Origin of the sequence: Bifidobacterium pullorum subsp. gallinarum (assembly GCF_000741215.1) — a bacterium.
Taxonomy (GTDB): Bacteria; Actinomycetota; Actinomycetes; order Actinomycetales; family Bifidobacteriaceae; genus Bifidobacterium; species Bifidobacterium pullorum_B.
Genome location: NZ_JGYX01000001.1, coordinates 481016 through 501033 on the forward strand (window position 1 = coordinate 481016; position 20018 = coordinate 501033).

The following is a 20018-nucleotide window of genomic DNA, read 5'->3' on the forward strand; positions in this document are numbered from 1 at the left end:
TGGTGTCAAACCGGTTCGATGCGAGTGTCGGAACGTTTGGGCAGGGTACAAGGAGGTCTTTGCGCCATGGATACGCCAATGGGAATGCCGCCGTTTGCTATGGGCATACCGTCGGGAGCGTTGGATATGTTGACGATGCCTTCAAGCGGGCGGAGTCGTTGCATCAACGCGGAGAACCCCACCGGGGGAAAGGGTCGTGCCGCCATGGCCGCCAGCGCGTTGGGGCCCTCGCGCAAGGGCAGCCCGTGCATCCAGACCATCGCCGCCGGGCAATCCGTAACCCTGATGGATGTGGAGGGTCCGGGCGTGATCCGGCATATCTGGATGACCGTGACCGACCGCACCAGCCCCACCGGCCCGGATGTGCTGCGCAATCTGATTCTGGAGTGCTATTGGGATGGCGAGGATACCCCGTCGGTGGCCTGTCCGATCGGCGACTTCTTCTGCTGCGGGCATGCACAGGCCTGCCGGGTCAATTCGATTCCGGTGATGGTCAATCCCAACCGGGGGTTCAACTGCTACTGGGCCATGCCGTTCCGTCATGCGCGCATCGTGCTGCGCAACGACCATAACGAGGACGTGCCGGCGTTCTTCTACCAGATCGACTACACGGCGTATGACGAGCTGCCGCAGGATATGATGCGCTTCCACGCGCAGTGGCGGCGCGAACGGCTCACTGAGCCCGGACGTGATTATGTGGTACTCGATGGTGTGCGTGGGCGTGGCGCGTACGTGGGTACGTATCTGGCGCTGACCGCGCTGGAGAGCCGCTGGTGGGGCGAAGGCGAGATCAAGATGTATATCGATGGTGACGACGAATACCCCACTTGGTGCAGCACCGGCACCGAGGACTACTTCGGTGGGGCGTGGAGTTTCGCCGCGTTCGATGAGGCGGGGCATATGCGCGAGCAGACGTACACCGGGCCGTATATGGGGTTCCCGTTCTATTCGCAGCGTCTGGTGGGGCGAGAAAGCGACTATTGGGATGTGGCGACGCCGGTGATGCGCGGCCTGTACCGCTGGCATATCCCCGACCCGATCTATTTCGAGCATGACCTGAGGGTCGAGCTCCAGCAGATCGGCGTCGACGAGTCCGGGCTGTTCGAACGCAGCGACGACGTGGCGAGCGTGGCCTACTGGTATCAGGGCGAGCCGCACGTGCCGTTCCCGGACACCATCCGCGACCGGGCTTGGCGTCGCCCGCGGTAAGCGGCGGCCGCGGTTCCTTATTTGCAGGAGCGGATGACCATGGCTGCTCTGGTATGGTACGGAACCTTTTTGGTGGGGTTTTTGATGTTCCGTACCACAAAAGTGTGGTACGGAATCTGATAAAGCATTTTGCAATGGTTTCGTACCGTACCTCCGTACCCGTGGCCACGGCGGCGTATGCTTCGTGGAACACGGTAGGCGATTCCTGTCCTGTGTCTTGCGCCAGTGGCTGATTGAGGGCGCCAATTCCGCTTTGAGCCGGGTGATTCTTTTTATGTCGGCGCTCAATCTCAGGTCCGTGGAATGCGGTAATCCGGCACCGTCCGGGTGGGGCATCGCCCGTTCGGTAGCGTTCTAAGAAGCTTGGAAACAATCGTTTGCCGTGAGTTCGACACGCCAAAGGCAAACGTTTGACGGCAAACGATTGCCGTTCTATACTCGCAATCAGCCGGCAGGCAATGGAGCTCTGAGCCACCTAAGGCACAACCTGCAGTGGGGGCTTCTTCGTCGGCAAGAAACAGACAACAGTCGCATGTTGTAAGGAGAGAATTATGAGACACAGCAGTCTTCGTGGAGTAAAGCTTGCCGTGGCCGCGGTCGCAGCGGCGGCCATGATGATGCCTCTGGCAGCGTGTGGGGGAGATGATCATCCGGCCACTGCCGACGATGGCAAGCCGATCGTGTACATCACCGTCCGCCGTAACGTGACCGATGTCCACGTCAAGGACATGCCGTTCACCCAGGAGCTTGAAGCGGCCTGCGATTGCCATATCGAGTGGGAGGAGATCACCGACAACGCCTGGGGTCAGCAGAAGTCCGCCAAGATGGTGGCCGGCGACTTCCCGGATGTCGGCCTGTCGCTGTTCGATCTGAACGACGTTTCCCAGTACCCGGACAGCTTCTTGGATTTCTCCGAGTACATGGACCAGCTGCCGAACGTCAAGAAGTTCTTTGAGGATCGTCCGACCGCCGAGAAGATGGTCAATGACGACGGCCACTACTACTTGCTGCCGTCCGACCGCGGCAAGGGCTACCGCGTTTCCGCCACGCATATGTTCATCAACCAGACTTGGCTGGATAATTTGGGCCTTGAGATGCCGACCACGTGGGACGAGCTTGAGCAGGTGCTCATCGCGTTCAAGAACGAGGATCCGAACGGCAACGGTGAAGCGGACGAGATCCCGATGAATATCCGTGATCTGGGCTTCGGCCTGTGGAGCCCGCTCGTGCTATTGAACTCCACCGGCATCGTCACCAACTTCATGGGCAACTCCGCCTCCACTCAGGGCTATTACGTCGAAGATGGCGAGGTCAAGAGCTACTACGCGGCCGATGAGATGAAGGATGTCATTGCGTTCTACAGCAAGCTGATGAGCGAAGGGCTGATCCCGAAGGACACCTTCACCCGTGACGATTCGCAGTACGCCTCGCAGACCCAGAACGACGGCAAGACCGCACTGACCGGCGTCTCCATCGGCTGGTCGAGCGCCAACGAATACGGTGATCTGGTTGACCAGTACGTCACGCTGCCGCCGCTCAAGCAGAGCGCCGACATGCCCGACGAGGACGTCAAGTGGGACTACTCGATGGACGCCACCGAGTTCGCCTACGTGCTCAGCGTCAATCCGGACGCGGTCAACATGGACGCGGTGATGAAGGTCATCAATGCGATGTACGGCGAAAAGCTGTCCGTCGAAGGGTACTTCGGCTCCATCCCGGACTACGTCTCCGACGACGGCAACGGCCAGTACACCATCGACACGGAGAAGGCGTACGTCAACGGCCGTAAGGACACCGCCGTCATCGCCCTGCAGGACCGCTTCGCCGGTTACATCCCGGACAGCGTGACGATGATCAACGACACGAACGCCGATGAGGTCACCGCCAGCGACGAGGCCTGCCGCGACGCCTTGGCCAACGTGGACGCCGAGAAGGAAGTCATCCCGATCTGGATTCACCCGACCCAGGAGGACAACGAGACGTTGGCCAATAATCGTACCGCTATCGATAACTTCGCGATGAACCAGCTGTCCACGTTCGTCCAGAACGGCGGCGTTGAGGAAGGCTGGGACAACTACCTCCAGCAGCTCACCGCTGAGAGCCTTGGTCTGCAGGAGAACATCGACATCTGGCAGAAGTACTACGACGAAGCCGTAGGACAGTAAATCGACCTTATGATCCGCCGGGCGCCGGCGCGCGGCGGATCCCCTCGTCGGGCGGTCACTCGCCTGCAGGCAGCCGCCCGACGTTTCACACATACGTCATAGAGAAACAAGGTACGTTATGGCTACGCATATGCAATCGGCCTCGGTCGCGGTTCCGGGCGGGTCGGTATCGTCGAACCGTCCCAAGCCGGGGTTCATGTCGCGGCTCGCCTACCACCTTCAGCGCTACTGGCAGCTGTGGATTCTGGTGGCCCCCGGCCTGATTTTCATGTTCCTGTTCGCCTATGTCCCGATGTGGGGCATCCAGCTCGCTTTCCGCGAGTTCGAGCCGTCCAAGGGGCTGACCGGCGGCGATTGGGTGGGGTTCAAGTACTTCATCCAGTTCTTCCAGTCACCGCTGTTCGGTCAGATCATGTGGAACACGGTTCGCATCAGTCTGTGGACGCTGGTGATGGGCTTCATCTTCCCGATCATCCTGGCCTTGCTGATCAACCAGATCGGCTCCAAGAAGGTCAAGGGTTTCGTGCAGACGGTTACCTACATGCCGCACTTCATCTCGGTGGTGGTCATCGTCTCGATGCTGAACATCTTCCTGTCCCCGGGGTCGGGCATCATCGGCCGATTCTTCGGCGACACAAGCCTGATGGGCAACTCGGGCGCCATTACCGCCGTCTACTGGATCTCCGAGGTCTGGCAGCACTGCGGCTGGAACTGCATCATCTACCTGGCCGCCCTGTCCGGCGTGGACACCTCGCTGTATGAGGCCGCCAAGATGGACGGCGCCAGCCGACTGCAACTCATCCGATACGTGGATCTGCCGGCCATCATGCCGACCTGCACGATCCTGCTGATCATGCAGATGGGTTCGGTCCTGAACGTCGGATTCGACAAGATCTACCTGATGCAGAACACGCTGAACCAGACCGCCACCGAGGTCATCTCGACCTACACCTACAAGATCGGTATTCTGGGCGGCCAGTTCGAATACTCCACGGCCATCGGCCTGTTCAACACCGTGATCAACTTCCTCTTCCTGATGATCGCCAACGGCATCTCGAAGAAGGTCAACGACGCGAGCATCTTCTAAGGGGTGACCATCATGAGTAACGCAACCGTCGCCGTCGCCGCCAAGGTGAATAAGGACGACATTCCGTTCAATCCGAAGGTGCATTACAAGAAGAAGCCCAGCGACTGGGTGATCGACATCATCATCTGGCTGTTGCTCGCCTTCGTGGTGATCGCCGTGCTGTACCCGCTGTGGTTCGTGATCATCTCCTCGTTCTCGAGTCCGAATGCCGTGGCCTCGGGCGATGTGACGTTCCTGCCCAAGGACATCACGCTTGCCGGCTACGAGGCGGTGTTCAAGAACGACCAGATCTGGAACGGCTATCTGAACACGATCATCTACACCGTGCTGGGCACGATCGTGAACCTGGTGGTCACGATCCCCTGTGCGTTCGCGCTGTCCCGCGCCGAGTTCAAGGCGCGTCGCGTGATCATGTTCCTGTTCACGGTCACGATGTTCTTCTCCGGCGGCCTGGTCCCGACCTACCTGCTCTACCAGCAGTTGGACATCCTGAACACCCCGCTTGTGTTCATCCTGCCCGGTGCGATCAGCGCCTACAACGTGATCGTGGCCCGCACGTTCTTCGAGACCTCGATTCCTGAGGAACTGCACGACGCCGCGCAGATCGATGGCATGAGCTACTTCGGATACTTCTTCCGCATCGTGATCCCGCTATCGAGCGCCATTATCGCCGTAATCGGCCTGTACTGCTTCGTCGCTCATTGGAACGACTACATGACGGGCCTTATCTACGTCACCGATACCAACAAGTGGCCTTTGCAGAACGTGCTTCAGCAGATCCTGATCGTCAACGCGAGCAGCTCGCAGTCGGCCGCCTCCGCGTCCGATCAGCAGCAGATCGCCGATCAGCTCAAGTTCGCGATTATCATCATCTCGACTCTGCCTCTGCTGGTGCTCTACCCGTTCCTGCAGAAGTACTTCAACAAGGGCGTCATGCTCGGCGCCGTCAAGGGCTGAGCACGACGCGGCCCGGCGGGAGTGCCGTATTCCGCTGGACCGTGCGAAACCCCGCGCCGCACGTCGTTCGTTGCCATGTGTCGACGCCGTGGCACGGGGTTTCGCTTCATTCCTCATCATAGGCATTTCGTCATCGTTGACGTTGCATTGCTGAAAGGTACACCAATGTTGGCTCGATTCGCTGTAGGTTACGAACAGGTCTGTCGCGCGATTCTCACGGCTTTCGTCATCAACGTGGCCTTCATCGTCCATACGGTGATGGGCCTGGTGGTGGCGGGACTGTTCCCTTCCATAGCCGCCGCATACGCCACGTGGCGTACCTGGATCATCGGCGAGGACCATTGGTGGACCTGCAAGGAGACCTGGACGGTGTTCCACCGCGCGTGGAAGGCAGAGTTCCGGCAGTCCAACCTGGCGGGCTGGCCCCAGCTGCTGTTGTGGCTGCTGTTGATCTACGACTATTCGGTGGTCAACTGGCATGACGCCGGCGTTATGGGATATCTGAGTTCCGGTGTGCTGCTGGTGGTGCTGGTGGTGTACGGCGCGTTCTCGATGCTGTTCTGGGCGATCCGCGCGAACTTCGACGAGAATATCCGCTGGTGCGTCAAGATGACCCTGCAGATGTTGCTGTGCCGTCCGCTGTGCACGCTGTGCCTGCTGGTCGGGTTCCTGATGACCGTGATGGTCTGGCTGACCTGGCCGGGTGTGCTGCTGGCGTTCGGCCTGTCGTTGCCGGTGCTGGTGGCCGTCGGCTGCGTGTACTTCTTCGGCCGCATCCCCGGGCTGAATGTGCGTGACACCGAGGCATGGAAGGCCCGCCATCCGGCCTGAACCATGCCCTAATCGGAGGAGAGTCCAACGATGTGCCTGTATTACACCCCGGAACATGCCAAGGTGGGCGATGTCATTCCGTTCTTCGACCGGCGCTCGGGCCGGTTCGAGAATTTCTATCTGAAGAACTGGAACCCGGACGCACCCCGGGAGCAGGTGGTCCACGGCTGGCATCGGATGTCCGGTGCATGGCCGGACCAGATTGAGGAGACGCCGGTGCACATCCTCGGCGGCACGGGTTCCGTGGTCGAGATGGATGGCACGTATCACCTGTTCTACTGCACCTTCGATGATAATCCGCAGCGTCAGTGGGTACGCCACGCAATCAGCGAGGATCTGACCCACTGGCATGAGGTCGGTGAGGCGTTCGGCCCCGATTCGTCGATCTATGAACCGACCGATTGGCGTGATCCGTTCGTGTTCTGGAACGAGGACGAGCGCTGCTGGTGGATGCTGGTCGCCGCCCGTCGGCGTGCGTGCAGCGGGCGCAACGGTTGCGTGGGGCTGTGCGTGTCCGACGATCTGCTGCATTGGCGCGCCGAAGGGCCGTTGTACGCCCCGGATATCCATCCGGCCGCCTATGAGTGCCCCGATATGTTCCGCATGGGGGACTGGTGGTATCTGGTGTTCTCGAATTATACGGACGGGTTCGCCACGTACTATCGAATGGCGCGATCACCGCTGGGACCATGGGTGCGTCCCGCAATCGATACCTTCGACTCCCGTGCGTTCTACGCGGCGAAGACCGGGAGCGATGGGCATGACCGCTACCTGTTCGGCTGGATCCCTACCCGTGGCGAAAACACTTGGGGGTTCGACCCCGCGCCGGAATATGGCGCGGACTACCGCACGTGGAACTGGGGCGGGTCGATGGTGGTCCATCGGTTGGTGCAACACGCCGATGGCACGTTGGGCACCGCACCTTGTGCGGATTTGGCGGCGCGAATGGACGCCGCGCCGTCTCGGCCCGTCCGGCTCACTCCGGTGCAGGGAACCTGGCGGACCGAGGGCGATGGGATTACCGGTCATGCGGAAGGATTCGCCGCGGTTGCAGGCTGTCCGATGCCGGGGCAGGGTGTTCTTTCGACCACCATCCGTTTCACCGGGGATCCGGTGCGGTTCGGGCTGATGATGCACATCGATGCATCGTTGACGGACGGCTACTACCTGCAATTCGATCCCCGCCATCAGCGTCTTGAATGGCGTTCCGGACTGCGCATGCACGAACGGGGCGGTCAGCTCTTCCCGTATGCGGTGGAGATGGAACGACCGTGCGTGCTGGAAGGCGGTCGTGACTACCTGGTTGAGGTGGTCGTGGACGGCGATCAGGCGCACCTGTACCTGGATCGTGATTACGCCTTCGGCATGAGGCTGTACGATCGTCGCCCCGGCATGGCGGGGTGGTACGTCGAGGGCGGAACGCTCGACGTGCTACGAATGGGCGTCACCGCGTTCGGGATTGATGCATGAGCGGGCATTCCGAGTCATAATACAAGGAGGTGAACTGATATGACCGGCACTCTGTCGGTGCCGCAGATACGGGAGCAGCGAGGAATCCGTATGGTGACGATGAAGGAAGTGGCCGAGGCCGCAGGCGTGTCCATCGCCACGGTCTCCCGAGTGCTCAACGGCAAGGACCGTGGACGCATCAAACCGGAAATCGCCCGGGAGATCAAGCGAATCGCCAAGGACCTCGGCTACAGGCCCAATCTGGTGGCCCGCAACCTGAAGACCCGCAGCAGCCGCATCCTCGGGTTCATCAGCGACGAGATCGCCACCACGCCGTTCGCCGGGCGCATCATGCTTGGCGCGCAGGATGCGGCGCGGGAATTGGGGTATATCCTGCTGACCGTCAACACCGGCAACGATCCGGACCTGGAACGCCGACAGATCGGCATCGTGCGGCAGTACGGCGCCGACGGCTTCCTCTACGCGATGATGTACCACCGCAAGGTGGACATCCCCGAGCAACTCGACGACCTGCCCGTGGTATTGGTGGACGCCGAGGACAGGGCGGGGGCGCGGCCTTCGATCTGCCCGGACGAGTACGGCATCGGCTATACGGCCACCCGTCGTCTGTTGGATGCCGGGTGCCGGCGCATCGCCTACTTCGGTGCGGATGTGCCGATCGTCGCGCAGAGCGAACGACTGGCCGGATACCGGGCCGCATTGGATGAATCGCCGATCGGCTATGACGATCGCCTGGTGCTGGCCATCGATGAACACGACGTGTACGGTGACGTTCCCCGTCTGTTCGACGAGTGCCGTCCGGATGGCGTGTTCTGCTTCAACGATGTGCGCGCCCATCTGGCCTACCGTGAGGCCGATCGGCTCGGGCTGACGGTGGGGCGGGACCTGTCGGTGGTCGGCGTGGACAACCAGCCGTTCATCGCGGGCATCCTGAGCCCGGCGCTGACCTCGGTGGAACTGCCGCACTACGAGATGGGATACTGGAGCGTGCGCAAGCTGATCTCGCTGATCGAGCGTACCGGGGACAGCGCCCTGCCGGAACCATCCATTGCGGAGGGCGGCCCCTCGCTGCTTGCCGATCTGAACCTCATGTTGCCCGCGGGCATCCATGCGCCGCTGCCGTCATTGACGCAGGACCGGGCGCAGGTCTCGTGCGTGCTGGTGGAGAAGGACTCCGTGGCCCCTGCGTCGCAGGGCTGATTCCGAGTCCGTCCGGATGTCATTCCGGATGCGATCATCCGAATAACACGGACGTATTTCCTCGTGTCGCCTTGTTACGGGGATATACTGGTATCAACAAGGCAAACGATTGCCACCAGACGGGGCATGGCAGACCCGACGGCCGACGCCGTCGCCGACCAATGAAAGGACCCAATCATGAACGCAACGTTGCAGTCGGCCGATTCCTGCGCTTTCGCGGCCGACGGCTACACCCAACTCGACGTCTTCGTCCAGCGCGCTGAACAGGACCACGCCCCCACCATCCGACTGCATGCGGATGGCGCATGCGTCGCCGAACGCGTCATGGACGCCGACCTGTACCGACAGCGCTTCCAGATCGACCTCGACCCGCAGGAACGGTACACGCTGGAGGTCGTCGACGCCACCGTACCCTACCTCTACCTGACCGGGGGAGAGAACCTGCTCGACCGCGGCATCCGCGTGCTCGACGCCGCCACCGGCGACCCCATGGCGGGCGACGGCGCCCCGGACTTCACCGATCCGACCCGCGCCGCCGTGCACTTCGAGCCGCCGGAGCACTGGATGAACGACCCGAACGGCCTGTGCCGCTTCCAGGGCCGGTACCACCTGTACTACCAGTTCAACCCCTACGGCTGGGGCTGGGACAACATGCACTGGGGCCATGCCGCCAGCCGCGACCTCGTGCACTGGACCTATCTGCCGATCATCCTGGAACCGCAGCGGGAACTGCATACCCGTCGGGGCATCTCCGGCGGCGCGTTCTCCGGCTCCGCCATCACCATCGACGCCGAAGGCCGCCCCTGCCCGGGCGATGACGCGGCCGCGATCCGCTTCTACCTGACCCGGCATTTCGAAGTGCCGGGCCAGCCGGACACGGTCGAGGAATGCCAGACCACCTGCGTCAGCACCGACAGCCTGACCGCGGGACCCGAAACCGTCGTCGTGCGGCGCGAGGGCGCGGACTTCGGCCGTGACTTCCGCGACTCCAAGATCGAGACCGGTTTCGGCGGCGCGCTGATGATCCTGGCCACCAACCTGCCCTCCGACCAGGTGCCGGCATCGGGCGAGACCGGCGTCAGCGATGCCAACGAAGGCGGATGGTTCACGCTCTCCCCGCATGGCGAGCCCGATGTCGACCAACCCGATCCGAACCGGATCCCGGCGATCGTGACCTTCCGCAACGACACCCCCGACCTGGCCGACGACGCCTGGACCTATGTCGGCCCGATGGTGGCCGATCGCGGCTATGCCGAAGGCCGCACCTACGAGTGTCCGGACGCGTTCCCTCTGGACGGCGCGGACGTGGCCATCGGCGCGATCATGCACATCCGCACCAAGGACGGCTGCTTCCAGCCGATCCGCTGGTACACGGGGCGGCTGGACGAGCAGGGGCGGCTGGACGTCGGCCATTCCGGTTGGTGCGACTTCGGCGACTGCTTCTACGCGGTGCAGTCCTTCCGCGACGACGACGGCCGCCGCATCGCCATCGGATGGCTCGCCGACCACAGCGGGGTGCGTCGCGAGGCCCCCGGCCGGGCCAACGGCGCGATGTCGCTGCCGCGCGAGCTGCATGTGCGTGACGGCCGACTGTTCAGCCGACCGGTCGATGAGGTCTACGACCTGCTGATCGGCGGCGAACTGCCGATGAGCGGTGAGGACGGCGACTGGCAGGTGCCGGGCAACGCCTATTACGCGGATCTCCGTCCGACCGGCGACTGCACGGCGGTGCTCGCCGATACCGGCGAGGTGCGGTGGACCCTGGAATGCCATGATGGCGAGGTCAGGTGCTTCAGCCAAGGCGCAGCCAGCGACGATCTGGCCTGCGTGACGCATGTGGATGAGGTCAAGCGCATCGAGGTGTTCTACGACCACGGCATCATCGAGGTGTTCGTGAACGACGGCGAGGCCGCCGGTGCGATGCTGGCCTATGACGAGCGCAAGAACGGCGGCTTCTCAGTGTCCGGGGACACCTCCTGCGAGGTGTGCTCGCTGCGCCGCTGACCGAGCGGTCACGGCCGGCGCATCCGGCTGATCCCTCTGACCCTTCTGCGGCGGATTCACGGTGGCACTGCATCATATGGTCCGGTTGGGCTGTTCCGACCGATCCCTTTGATGCAGTGCCTTCGTGTTGCTGCGTCATTTGTGCGACGACCGCAACCTGTGTGTGCTGTAATGGTGGTATCGGATCTCAGCGGAGAGATGGAGTGCATATGAGATACTGCATGTATTGTGGAGCGCAAGTGACCGAAGGCGCGAAGTTCTGCATGTCCTGCGGCAAGTCGGTGCAGGACACGTCCCCTGCGGTCGCTGAGCCACCCGTGGAGGCTACGGCGCCGATCCCGGCAACGCCCATGCCGGCAGCCTCGACTCCGGCAACGCCCATGCCGGCGGCGTCTGCCCCGGCGGAACCTGCGCCGCCGGCGGCTGCCCCGACGATCCCTGCGCCGGTGGCGCCAGCCCCGGCGGACCCTGCCCCCGCCGCAACACCGTCGTGGCAGCAGCAGCCTGCGTCATGGCAGCAATCACCGACATGGCAGACGCAGCGGATCCCCCAAGCCGAACAGTACAACGGCCAGTCATACCAGTATGCGCCGGCGGACGGTGCCTACGCTCCCGCCGGTACGATGGCCGCGCCGCCGAAGAAGCGGTCCAAGGGTGTTGTGGTAGGCATTGTCATCGCCATCATTGCCGTGATTGCCGCCGTGGTGTTCGGGCTCTGGTGGTTCCTGTGGCGCGGTGACGACCTGAATCCGGCCGGACGGTACGCGCTGTCGAACGGCAGCGAGACCTACGAACTGGTCATCGACGACGACGGCGCGTTCAAGGTCTCCGATGTCCTCGGCAGCGGCAGCTATCTGACGGGTACCATCGGGGAAGGCACCGCTGACGGCGACAACGTGAGATATCCGCTGCGTGACATCAGCGCCTCGACCGTTAACGGCGAGATGACACTGTCCGAGCTGATCGGGCAGGCCGATCCCAGCGGTGTCGGCTCGGCCATGGTCGATGCCATCGAGGTGGAGGTCACCGCTCCGAAGAACGCGGCGCACGGCAACATCGTCGGCACCTGGGGACTGTCTGGATCGCTGCTGACGTTCTCGGCGGAGATCCACATCACCGCGAACGCCGACGGCACGGTAGAGGCCGGTATGACGGCATTCGGCGAGGATCCGTCCAATGCCACGGGCACCTGGACCGACAACGGCAACGGCCAGTACACCGTGACCTTCGACGACGGTTCGCCGTTGACCGTCACGTTGCCGCAGTGAGTGGCTGACTGCGATACCGGTCGCGGCGGTCTGGCTAAAGACATGGTCGCCGTAGCACGCGAATGGACCGTGACACATCATACGGGGCGGTCGGGAATCACCAAGGTTCCCGACCGCCCCGCGTTTACGTCGTGGTCCGTGTGATCGATCACTCGAACGGATAAGTCAGACCCCACTGGTTGCGGACCTGATCCATCAGCTCCATGATGCGCACCGTGTCGGCATGCGGCATGGCCGCGCACTCGGTCAGGCCGTCCAGGATGGCGTTCGCCGCGTCGGCCACCTGATACTCGTAGCCGGTCAGTTGCGCCGGCACGTCATGATGCGCCACCAGGGCGTGATCGTTGTTATAGACGTCGATGCCCTCCACGTTGTTGATGTTCTGGCAGACGATATAGCCGTCCGTGCCCCAGATGTAGCCGCCGCGGTCCGAGGAGACGAGCATCGAGGCCTGCGCGGTGGCCATCGTGCCGTCCGCATAGTGCAGGGTGATGGCGTCGTGCGCGTCCACGCCGGTCTCGTACGGGGTCATCGAGGTCACGATGCGATCGATCGGACGCGGGCCCAGCACCATATCGATGAAGTTCAGCGGGTATACGCCGACGTCGAGCAGCGCGCCGCCGGCCAGCATCGGATCGGTCATACGCGCCTTGCCGGACACCGGGTAGCACAGGTTCGCGTCCACCATCTTCACCTCGCCGATCACGCCCGAGGCCACGATGTCGTCGATCATGCGGCGCGACGGCATGTAGCGCGTCCAGATGGCCTCGGTGCACAGCAGCCCCGACGCCTCGGCCACGGCCAGCAGTTCGCGCGCCTGCGCCGCGTTGGCGGTGAACGACTTCTCCACCAGGATGTTCTTGCCGGCCTGCAGACACATGATGCCCTGCTCGGCATGCAGGCTGTGCGGGGTGGCGATGTACACCAGATCCACCTGCGGGTCGGCCAGCAGCTCCTCATACGAACCGTAGGAGACCGGGAAGCCGTATTGTGCGGCGAAGGCGGCGGCGCGCTCGCCGTCGCGTGCGGCCACCGCGTACGGGGCCACCAGGTCGGCGTAGTGCGGGTCGGCCGCCATCTTGACCAGCGTGGTCGCCATCGCATGGGCGATGCGTCCTGCACCGAGGATCGCCACGTTCACCTTGAGATGTTCGGCCTGCGCCTGCGCACGGTTGCCGTTGAGTCTGCTCATCGTTCCTCCTTGAAGTCCGATGGGGTTGGTTATGCCGTCATATTGATGCAACGCTACCCATTGTAGGCGGAGCGGCGGTATGACGGGGGTCCCGATGGGCTCGGGTCGGATGCGATAATGGGGAATCGTGAAGGCGAAACCGGAGAAATACGAGCGCGGCACCCGCAGCTACACCATGTCGCATATCCGCGGCAAGGACACCTCGATCGAGGTGATGGTGCGCCGGTACCTGTTCTCTCGCGGGCTGCGGTTCCGCAAGAACGACAAGCGCTATCCGGGCCATCCGGACATCGTGCTACCGAAGTGGCATACCGTGGTGTTCGTCAACGGCTGCTTCTGGCATATGCACGAAGGCTGCACCAAGCATTCGATGCCGAAAAGCAATGTGGAATTCTGGTCGGCCAAGCTGCTGCGTAACCGCGAACGCGACCGTGCGCAGCATGCCGCATTGGAGGCGATGGGTTGGCGCGTCATCGTGGTCTGGGAGTGCGAGCTGGCCAAGCCGGTGCGGCAGGAACGGCTTGAACGGCTCTACACCCAGATCGTCGGCGGGGACGCGGCACCGGCGGTGCCGTCGGATACAGCGAGTTGATGCAGTGCGCCGTGCCCCGGTTTCGCGGCATAACGGTTCCGGAATGTGATTCCCTTCCTACGCTGACAACGTTTGCAACGTGTAACGTCATGTCCCATGGTCAATCCTGAATTTCCCGCCACGCGCCTGGGCGTGTTGGACATCGGCTCGAACACCGTTCATATGATCATCGTCGACGCGGCGCCGGGCGCCCGACCCGATCCCGAAGCCAGCGTCAAAACCACCGTGCGCCTGATGCAGTATCTCGAAGAGGACGGCTCCATCAGCAAGGATGGCGTGCAGGCCCTGCTCGCGGCGGTGGACGCCGGCATGAAACTCGCCGAGGAGAGCAAGGTCAGCCAGATCCTGGCCATGGCCACATCCGCCCTGCGCGAGGCGCCGAACGGCACCCGTATCCTGGGACAGATCGAGGATCGCATCGGTCAGGGCGTGACCGTGCTGTCCGGCGTCGACGAGGCGCGTCTGACATTCCTGGCCGCACGCCGCTGGTACGGTTGGGATTCCGGTCGACTGCTGCTGATGGACATCGGCGGCGGCTCGCTGGAGGTGGCGATGGGCTCCGACGAGGACCCGAACGTGGCGATCAGCGTGCCCGCCGGCGCGGGTCGCGTGACCAAAGAGTTCCTGCCGGCGGACGGCACCGCCACCCCCGAACAGCTGGAGGCCGCGCATAAGGGCGTGCGCAGGATCATCCAGCCGATTGTGGACGAATTCCCCAAGTCCAAGGTGCCCAACCATGCGGTCGGCACCTCGAAGACCTTCCGCTCGTTGGCGCGTCTGGCGGGCGTCATGCTGCGCCAGTCCGGCCGCGTGGACAGCTGGATCATGACCCGCGACCAGTTGGAGGATTGGCTGCCGCGTCTGGCCGCCATCAGCCCCGACCAGCGTGTGGCGCTGCCCGGCATCACGCCCGAGCGCACGTTGCAGATCGTCGGTGGCGGCGTTGTGGCCGACGAGATCATGAAGGCGCTGGACGTGGACGAGATCGAGATCTGCCCGTGGGCGCTGCGTGAGGGTGCGATCCTGCGCTGGATGGACCAGTTCGGCCGCACCCGCCGCGGTTTCTGATTCCTTGATGCCTTCCCGATGCATCTCGGACGGCGAAAGTGCCGTTAATGTTCGCCTGGTGAATTGTCGTCCGGGGTATGTTGTCTCGCCCGCGGTTGTTTATTGATACACTTTTGCCGTTCTTGTCAAAAGTGTATCAATAAACAACTTTTATGGATACACTTTTGGTGTTTCGGGCAATTGTGTATCAATACATGATGTCGAAAGGGTACGTGCGGCAGTATTAATGTGCGATTGGCCGTGGCCGGTTGCTTTGATTGCACGACTACGCGGTCTGCGGCCTATTCTGAGGTCATTTGTGCCCGAGACGCGATTCGAACGCGCGACACCCGCTTTAGGAGAGCGGTGCTCTATCCACTGAGCTACCCGGGCAGCACCAACCCAGTATACAAGCATCCCGGTATTCCGCGTGCCGATTTGTGGTGTTGCGGCGATAGCGGAGCCGGGATACCGTACTGGATCGGGTGATGTACAGGCTTATGCGTTGCGGTTGCGGCGGCATCCAGCTGCTTCTCGGGCGCGGCCGCTGTAGGTGTTGCGCTAGACGATTCAGGCCGATATGACGGGAATACGCACGTCGTATGCCGACGTGGGTACCGACGTCACGCGTTGTTCGGCAAAGGCGACGCCGACAACCGTCGCATCCGGCGAGGCGAGCGGCAGTGCGCGGTCGTAGTTGCCGCCGCCGTAGCCCAGTCGATTGCCGTCGTCGTCGAAGGCCACCAGCGGGACCACGAACGCGTCGATGTCGGGGATCGGCGCGGCGGGGAACGTCGCCATCCACGGTTCATCCGCGCTGTGCGAACGGATGGGTTTCGCGGCGAATAGGGAAGCTGCCTCGTCGAGCCGGTGGGCGGGAACCTCTAGGAACCGCATCGTGGCGACCGGGCGCTGCGACGGGTGCGTTTGCGACGTGCGTACCATGCAGGGCAACGCCAGCCGCCATCCGCGCACGACTATCCCTGCGATGATCGGCCGCGTATCGACCTCGCTGCCGAACGACCAGAATGCGGCGACGATGGGTGTCTTGGATGGGGGCGTCGGGCATGGTGCCGCGGCCGGCGTGTCCTGTTCGCCGTCTCCGTCGGGGTGGGCGAGTCGTTCATCGAGATAATCCAACGCCACCGTGGCGATACGGTCGCTTTTCGCGGCACGCAATTCCTGGGGCATCGCATCCCTGCAGGCTAGTGTTATCTGTCTGATTGCGGTCTTCTGCGTCTGTATGGCGTCGTGTGCGGCATCGACCATGGCGCTCACCCGGTGACGAGTGTGTAGATGGCGTATCCGAGGAATCCGACGGAGAAAATCAGCAGAAACGTACCCATAACGCGCATCACGGCCAGATAGAGGTCGGTCGGCTCCCCGCCTTTGACTTCAAGGAAATGCTCGATCTTCCACAACCATTCGGGTTTGCCAATCATGAGCAGGGAGAGTGCGATCAAGAACACCAATAGGAGTAGCGTCTTAATCCATTCGGATCCGGTCATATTCCCTCCTCTTCCCTCTTCGCTGAGCGTACGACCTCAGTATATATATACGCTGAATTCGTGGCGTTGGCGCGATGTTTTCCGTAATGGTTGAGCGCGGAGCCGTGCCGGTCGGCGTTCGTACGAAGCCGGGCCGGCACGGCACATGTCGGGCGGATGGAGCGCCGCGCTTAGCGGCGGCCCGACAGCCCGATGCCGCACATCTCGTCGTCCTGCTCGACGGCTCGGGCCAGGTGCAGCTGCGGCACGCCCGATGCAACCGGTATCGGCGCGACGGGCGCCGCATCGCCTTCGGCGGAGGGTTCGGCGGTGTCCACGTCGTCCCGGTCGGGGTCTGCGGGGGAGCGGCCATCGGCGTTCCCGCCGGTCGCCCCGGCGAGCCCGCGGTAGGCGTCGAGGTCGAGCTGACGTTCGCTCGCCGCGACGATTACCGCGGTGTTGGCGGCACCGGCCACGTTCAGCGCGGTACGGCCCATGTCGACAATCTGCGAGATCGGCTGGGCGATGGCGATGAAGGGGATCGGCAGCCCGGCGGCCGCGAACAGCGAGGTGGCGGTGATGGTCGCCGTGCCCGGCACGCCGACGGTGCCGATCGACACCAGCAGCGTCAGGACGACGATCATGAGGTACTGCCACGGCGTGTAGTCGAGCCCCTGCGCGTTGATGGCGAATACCGCAAGCAGCGTCGGCCACATGCCCGCGCAACCCGGCATTCCCAGGTTGGCGCCGAGTCCGGCCACGAACGCGGCTGTATCCTCGGGCACGCCGGCCGAGCGCAGCTGGCGCACCGTGACCGGGATCGTGCCGATGCTGCTCTCCGAGGTGAAGGCCACCATGCCGGCCGGCCAGAACATCCGGAAGAAGCGCAGCGGGTTGAGGCGGGTTGCGGCGGTCAGGATCAGCGGCTGGACGACGAACATCTGGATCGCCATGGACAGGTAGGCCACACCGAGCACGGCGAGCAGCGGCAGCAACGTCAGGATGTCGTTATCGCCGACCGCGGAGGCGATCAGGGAGAGCACGGCGTACGGGGTGAAACCGACGATGATCTGCGTGGCCTTGGAGAGTACGGCGTCACCGGCGTCGATGACGGCCTTGAACGGTTTGACTGTCTCGCGTCCGGAGTCGGTGGAGGCCACAGCCGTGTAGGCGACGGCGGCGAGCAGCGAGAACAGCACCACCGGCACGACCTGGTTGGCCGACCAGTTCGCCATCAGGTTCGACGGGAACAGGTTGATGATCGTGTCGATGACCCCGGGCACCTCGCGTTGCTGGTAGTCGGTGGGCATCGCGAACTGGAAGCCCACGCCGATGCGGAAGGCGCTGGCCAGGCCAAGGGTGAGCAGCGATGCGGTGAGCGTGTTGAGCAGCAGGAACACGACGGTCTTGACCGCCATGCCGCGCAGCCGCAGCGAGTCGCCGAGGTTGGTGACGCTGGAGAACACGCTGAACAGCAGCAGCGGAACGACGAGCGCGGCGATGACCTGCGACCAGATCGCGCCGAAGACCCCGACGTACTGCGTGTGGCCCTGGGCGATCAGCCCGAGCGCGATGCCGAGCACGGTGGCGATGATGACGCGCAGACCGAATCCGGCCGTACGGGTGCGTTTGAGGTGCCACAGCGCGGCGAAGGCGATGACGGCGGCCGCGAGGGCGGCCCAGTCGATGAATTGCGATGGCATGAATCTTCCTTATACGAGGTCGATGGACGGATTGGGACGATGAATCGATGACATTGATTGTGCGCGGGAACGAATCCACGCCGGGCAGCCGGTGCGTTCGGTGGGGCGCATCATGCGCCTTCTGGCACAACGGGCGGGGAAGATTCATATCGGCGATTCGCCGTGACGGCACCGCGGATGACGCGGCGGTCTGAAAGCTCTGCATGGTATGAATCGACTGAACGCGGGCCGTGCACGTCCGTGACACACCACGGTCGGGCACCCGGCGCGGGTGCGGCGTTCAGCGACAACAACAGAGCATGAAATTCATGGGTGCCACGGTAGCACATGGTCCGGCATCCGGGCATTTCTCTCACGGAGGAATTATCGGGACGCGCGGCGGAACGGTGATGCAGCTCACAGTATTCCTGCGGTGAACATCAGAGCGGTGTCGGGCCGCATGACGGTAACGTGGTCCGCAAGACGGCGGGCGACCCGGGGTCGTATGGCGGCCCAAGACGGGGCGCCGCCATTGATTGCCGTCACAGCCATGGCTAGGAGGCCAACATGTCCAATTTCGTCAACGCGCTGGAATCCCGGTGCGTCCCAGGACGGTAGCGGGCCGCCTTGCGTCCGTGCCGGGAACGTCGTGGCCGGATGCCGTCGCCACGGTGCCCTCGGGCACGTGAGGGAACCGGAATGATTCGCGGGGATGATGGTGTTGGGGGAGCGGCGCCGGTTAGAGTCGGTGGTCGATACCGTTCACGGGGAGGAATTATGCCCAATACCGCATCCGCACGTCGCCCGAAGCCGAAGCGCCGCAGCCGCCATACCGTGCTGCGCATCCTGTCGGGATTGTGCGCGCTGGTTGCGGTGGTCGGCGTGGTGGCGCGGGCGCTGCCCGAACAGTTGCAGGCGTTGCCGTATGTGCCGGTGATTGTGTCGGCGACGCCGTGGTTCGTCGTCGCGGCGGTGCTGGCGCTGCTGTTCGCGCTGATTTCGCGCCGTTGGATTGTGGCGTTGGTGGCTGTGGCCTGCATCGGTCTGGAGGTCTGGTGGCAGTATCCGTTTTTTGTGCCGCAGGTCCAATTGCCGGCGGAGGCTACCGCCGCGGTGGCCGCCGGACAGGCGAATACGGCCGACCGGTATGCCCGTGTGATGACGGTGAATGTGTACAAGGGGCAGGCCGATCCGCAGGCGATTGTGGATGCGGTACGCGACCAACGCGTTGAGGTGCTGGCGTTGCAGGAGACGACCGACGAGTTCGTGGCCGCGCTGAATGACGCCGGCATCGGCACATACCTGCCGTATGCGCAGGTCTCCTCGTCTGATGGGGTGTATGGCAACGGCCTGTGGTCGGTGACTGCGCTTGCCGACCCCGCCGATGACGACGTGCATTCGAGTGCCTCGTTCATGCCCGGCGGCACCGTGACCTTGGGGGATGTGCCCGTCCGCTTCGTATCCGTGCATACGACGGCGCCGGTGCCCGGGTATTGGGAGCAGTGGAGGCGGTCGCTCGACGAGTTGGCGATGCTGCGCGCCGACGCCGGCACCCGGTACATCTTCATGGGCGATTTCAACGCGACGACCGACCACACCCCGTTCCACAACTTCCTGGGTGATCGATTCCGGGACGCGGTCCAGCAGTCCGGCCACGGGTTCGCGTTCACCTGGCCGACCGACCGCGCATGGCTGCCGCGCTTCGCGGGCATCGACCATATTGTGGTCGATCAGGGCATGACCACCGGCCAATGCGAGGTGGTGGAGATTCCCGGCTCCGACCACGCCGCCCTGCTGGCCACCGTGGCCGTCTCCTGATTGACGCCG

General features: G+C 63.4%; 16 protein-coding genes, 1 tRNA gene and 1 pseudogene. 13 read left to right on the forward strand and 5 right to left on the reverse strand.

Going from position 1 to position 20018, the window contains the following annotated elements:
- Nucleotides 1–66: 66 nt before the first annotated feature.
- From BIGA_RS02045 to BIGA_RS09445, 10 genes and pseudogenes are all read left to right on the forward strand, one after another.
- A complete protein-coding gene (locus BIGA_RS02045; protein ID WP_152595988.1) occupies nucleotides 67–1209 on the forward strand; it encodes a glycoside hydrolase family 172 protein in 1143 nt (380 codons plus the stop codon).
- Between the two features lie 551 nt (nucleotides 1210–1760).
- Entirely contained in the window at nucleotides 1761–3374 is a 1614-nt protein-coding gene (locus BIGA_RS02050) for a type 2 periplasmic-binding domain-containing protein (RefSeq protein WP_033506719.1), read from the forward strand.
- A gap of 196 nt (nucleotides 3375–3570) precedes the next feature.
- Nucleotides 3571–4461, forward strand: coding sequence for an ABC transporter permease (locus BIGA_RS02055; RefSeq protein ID WP_237744029.1), 891 nt, complete (start codon nucleotides 3571–3573; stop codon nucleotides 4459–4461).
- A gap of 12 nt (nucleotides 4462–4473) precedes the next feature.
- Complete coding sequence (locus BIGA_RS02060) at nucleotides 4474–5418, forward strand: carbohydrate ABC transporter permease (protein WP_033506721.1); 945 nt, start codon at nucleotides 4474–4476, stop codon at nucleotides 5416–5418.
- A 165-nt stretch (nucleotides 5419–5583) separates the two neighbouring features.
- Entirely contained in the window at nucleotides 5584–6249 is a 666-nt protein-coding gene (locus BIGA_RS02065) for a YesL family protein (protein WP_033506722.1), read from the forward strand.
- Between the two features lie 30 nt (nucleotides 6250–6279).
- A complete protein-coding gene (locus tag BIGA_RS02070; RefSeq protein ID WP_051917007.1) occupies nucleotides 6280–7719 on the forward strand; it encodes a family 43 glycosylhydrolase in 1440 nt (479 codons plus the stop codon).
- A gap of 39 nt (nucleotides 7720–7758) precedes the next feature.
- On the forward strand, nucleotides 7759–8919 hold the full coding sequence (locus tag BIGA_RS02075) for a LacI family DNA-binding transcriptional regulator (protein WP_152595989.1): 1161 nt from the start codon (nucleotides 7759–7761) through the stop codon (nucleotides 8917–8919).
- A gap of 177 nt (nucleotides 8920–9096) precedes the next feature.
- The gene (locus tag BIGA_RS02080) at nucleotides 9097–10923 is read left to right on the forward strand and encodes a GH32 C-terminal domain-containing protein (RefSeq protein ID WP_051917008.1); all 1827 of its coding nucleotides are present in this window, start codon (nucleotides 9097–9099) and stop codon (nucleotides 10921–10923) included.
- Nucleotides 10924–11144: 221 nt separating this feature from the next.
- A pseudogene (locus BIGA_RS10090) lies at nucleotides 11145–11198 on the forward strand (zinc-ribbon domain-containing protein); the annotation flags it as partial.
- A 171-nt stretch (nucleotides 11199–11369) separates the two neighbouring features.
- Nucleotides 11370–12191, forward strand: a complete 822-nt coding sequence (locus BIGA_RS09445) for a hypothetical protein (RefSeq protein ID WP_237744020.1) — start codon at nucleotides 11370–11372, stop codon at nucleotides 12189–12191.
- Between the two features lie 148 nt (nucleotides 12192–12339).
- On the opposite strand, the gene BIGA_RS02090 is transcribed toward BIGA_RS09445, so the two are convergent.
- The gene (locus tag BIGA_RS02090) at nucleotides 12340–13383 is read right to left on the reverse strand and encodes a Gfo/Idh/MocA family protein (RefSeq protein WP_033506728.1); all 1044 of its coding nucleotides are present in this window, start codon (nucleotides 13381–13383) and stop codon (nucleotides 12340–12342) included.
- A 127-nt stretch (nucleotides 13384–13510) separates the two neighbouring features.
- Between BIGA_RS02090 and BIGA_RS02095 the strand changes: the two genes are divergently transcribed.
- Together BIGA_RS02095 and BIGA_RS02100 are read left to right on the forward strand one after the other, a co-directional pair.
- Nucleotides 13511–13975 carry a very short patch repair endonuclease gene (locus BIGA_RS02095; protein WP_272944565.1) on the forward strand — a complete coding sequence of 155 codons (465 nt, stop codon included), beginning with the start codon at nucleotides 13511–13513 and terminating at the stop codon, nucleotides 13973–13975.
- A gap of 96 nt (nucleotides 13976–14071) precedes the next feature.
- Nucleotides 14072–15043: a Ppx/GppA phosphatase family protein gene (locus tag BIGA_RS02100; protein ID WP_033506731.1), complete on the forward strand. Its 972-nt coding sequence runs from the start codon at nucleotides 14072–14074 to the stop codon at nucleotides 15041–15043.
- Nucleotides 15044–15342: 299 nt separating this feature from the next.
- On the opposite strand, the gene BIGA_RS02105 is transcribed toward BIGA_RS02100, so the two are convergent.
- The 4 genes from BIGA_RS02105 to BIGA_RS02120 all read right to left on the reverse strand — a co-directional run bounded on the left by BIGA_RS02105 (nucleotide 15343) and on the right by BIGA_RS02120 (nucleotide 18212).
- Nucleotides 15343–15415 (reverse strand) — tRNA-Arg (locus BIGA_RS02105).
- Nucleotides 15416–15592: 177 nt separating this feature from the next.
- Nucleotides 15593–16291, reverse strand: a complete 699-nt coding sequence (locus BIGA_RS08910) for a 5-formyltetrahydrofolate cyclo-ligase (protein WP_081929333.1) — start codon at nucleotides 16289–16291, stop codon at nucleotides 15593–15595.
- Nucleotides 16292–16296: 5 nt separating this feature from the next.
- Entirely contained in the window at nucleotides 16297–16530 is a 234-nt protein-coding gene (locus BIGA_RS02115; RefSeq protein ID WP_051917011.1) for a DUF6199 family natural product biosynthesis protein, read from the reverse strand.
- Between the two features lie 170 nt (nucleotides 16531–16700).
- On the reverse strand, nucleotides 16701–18212 hold the full coding sequence (locus BIGA_RS02120) for a dicarboxylate/amino acid:cation symporter (protein ID WP_033506733.1): 1512 nt from the start codon (nucleotides 18210–18212) through the stop codon (nucleotides 16701–16703).
- 756 nt (nucleotides 18213–18968) lie between these two features.
- Between BIGA_RS02120 and BIGA_RS02125 the strand changes: the two genes are divergently transcribed.
- Nucleotides 18969–20009 carry an endonuclease/exonuclease/phosphatase family protein gene (locus BIGA_RS02125; RefSeq protein WP_081929335.1) on the forward strand — a complete coding sequence of 347 codons (1041 nt, stop codon included), beginning with the start codon at nucleotides 18969–18971 and terminating at the stop codon, nucleotides 20007–20009.
- Nucleotides 20010–20018 lie beyond the last annotated feature (9 nt).

Bases quoted from the DNA above. Each gene is read 5' to 3' on its own strand.
- BIGA_RS02045 (WP_152595988.1), top strand. From the start codon at position 67: ATGGATACGCCAATGGGAATGCCGCCGTTTGCTATGGGCATACCGTCG.
- BIGA_RS02050 (WP_033506719.1), top strand. From the start codon at position 1,761: ATGAGACACAGCAGTCTTCGTGGAGTAAAGCTTGCCGTGGCCGCGGTC.
- BIGA_RS02055 (WP_237744029.1), top strand. From the start codon at position 3,571: ATGTCGCGGCTCGCCTACCACCTTCAGCGCTACTGGCAGCTGTGGATT.
- BIGA_RS02060 (WP_033506721.1), top strand. From the start codon at position 4,474: ATGAGTAACGCAACCGTCGCCGTCGCCGCCAAGGTGAATAAGGACGAC.
- BIGA_RS02065 (WP_033506722.1), top strand. From the start codon at position 5,584: ATGTTGGCTCGATTCGCTGTAGGTTACGAACAGGTCTGTCGCGCGATT.
- BIGA_RS02070 (WP_051917007.1), top strand. From the start codon at position 6,280: ATGTGCCTGTATTACACCCCGGAACATGCCAAGGTGGGCGATGTCATT.
- BIGA_RS02075 (WP_152595989.1), top strand. From the start codon at position 7,759: ATGACCGGCACTCTGTCGGTGCCGCAGATACGGGAGCAGCGAGGAATC.
- BIGA_RS02080 (WP_051917008.1), top strand. From the start codon at position 9,097: ATGAACGCAACGTTGCAGTCGGCCGATTCCTGCGCTTTCGCGGCCGAC.
- BIGA_RS02090 (WP_033506728.1), bottom strand. From the start codon at position 13,383: ATGAGCAGACTCAACGGCAACCGTGCGCAGGCGCAGGCCGAACATCTC.
- BIGA_RS02100 (WP_033506731.1), top strand. From the start codon at position 14,072: ATGGTCAATCCTGAATTTCCCGCCACGCGCCTGGGCGTGTTGGACATC.
- BIGA_RS08910 (WP_081929333.1), bottom strand. From the start codon at position 16,291: ATGGTCGATGCCGCACACGACGCCATACAGACGCAGAAGACCGCAATC.
- BIGA_RS02115 (WP_051917011.1), bottom strand. From the start codon at position 16,530: ATGACCGGATCCGAATGGATTAAGACGCTACTCCTATTGGTGTTCTTG.
- BIGA_RS02120 (WP_033506733.1), bottom strand. From the start codon at position 18,212: ATGCCATCGCAATTCATCGACTGGGCCGCCCTCGCGGCCGCCGTCATC.
- BIGA_RS02125 (WP_081929335.1), top strand. From the start codon at position 18,969: ATGCCCAATACCGCATCCGCACGTCGCCCGAAGCCGAAGCGCCGCAGC.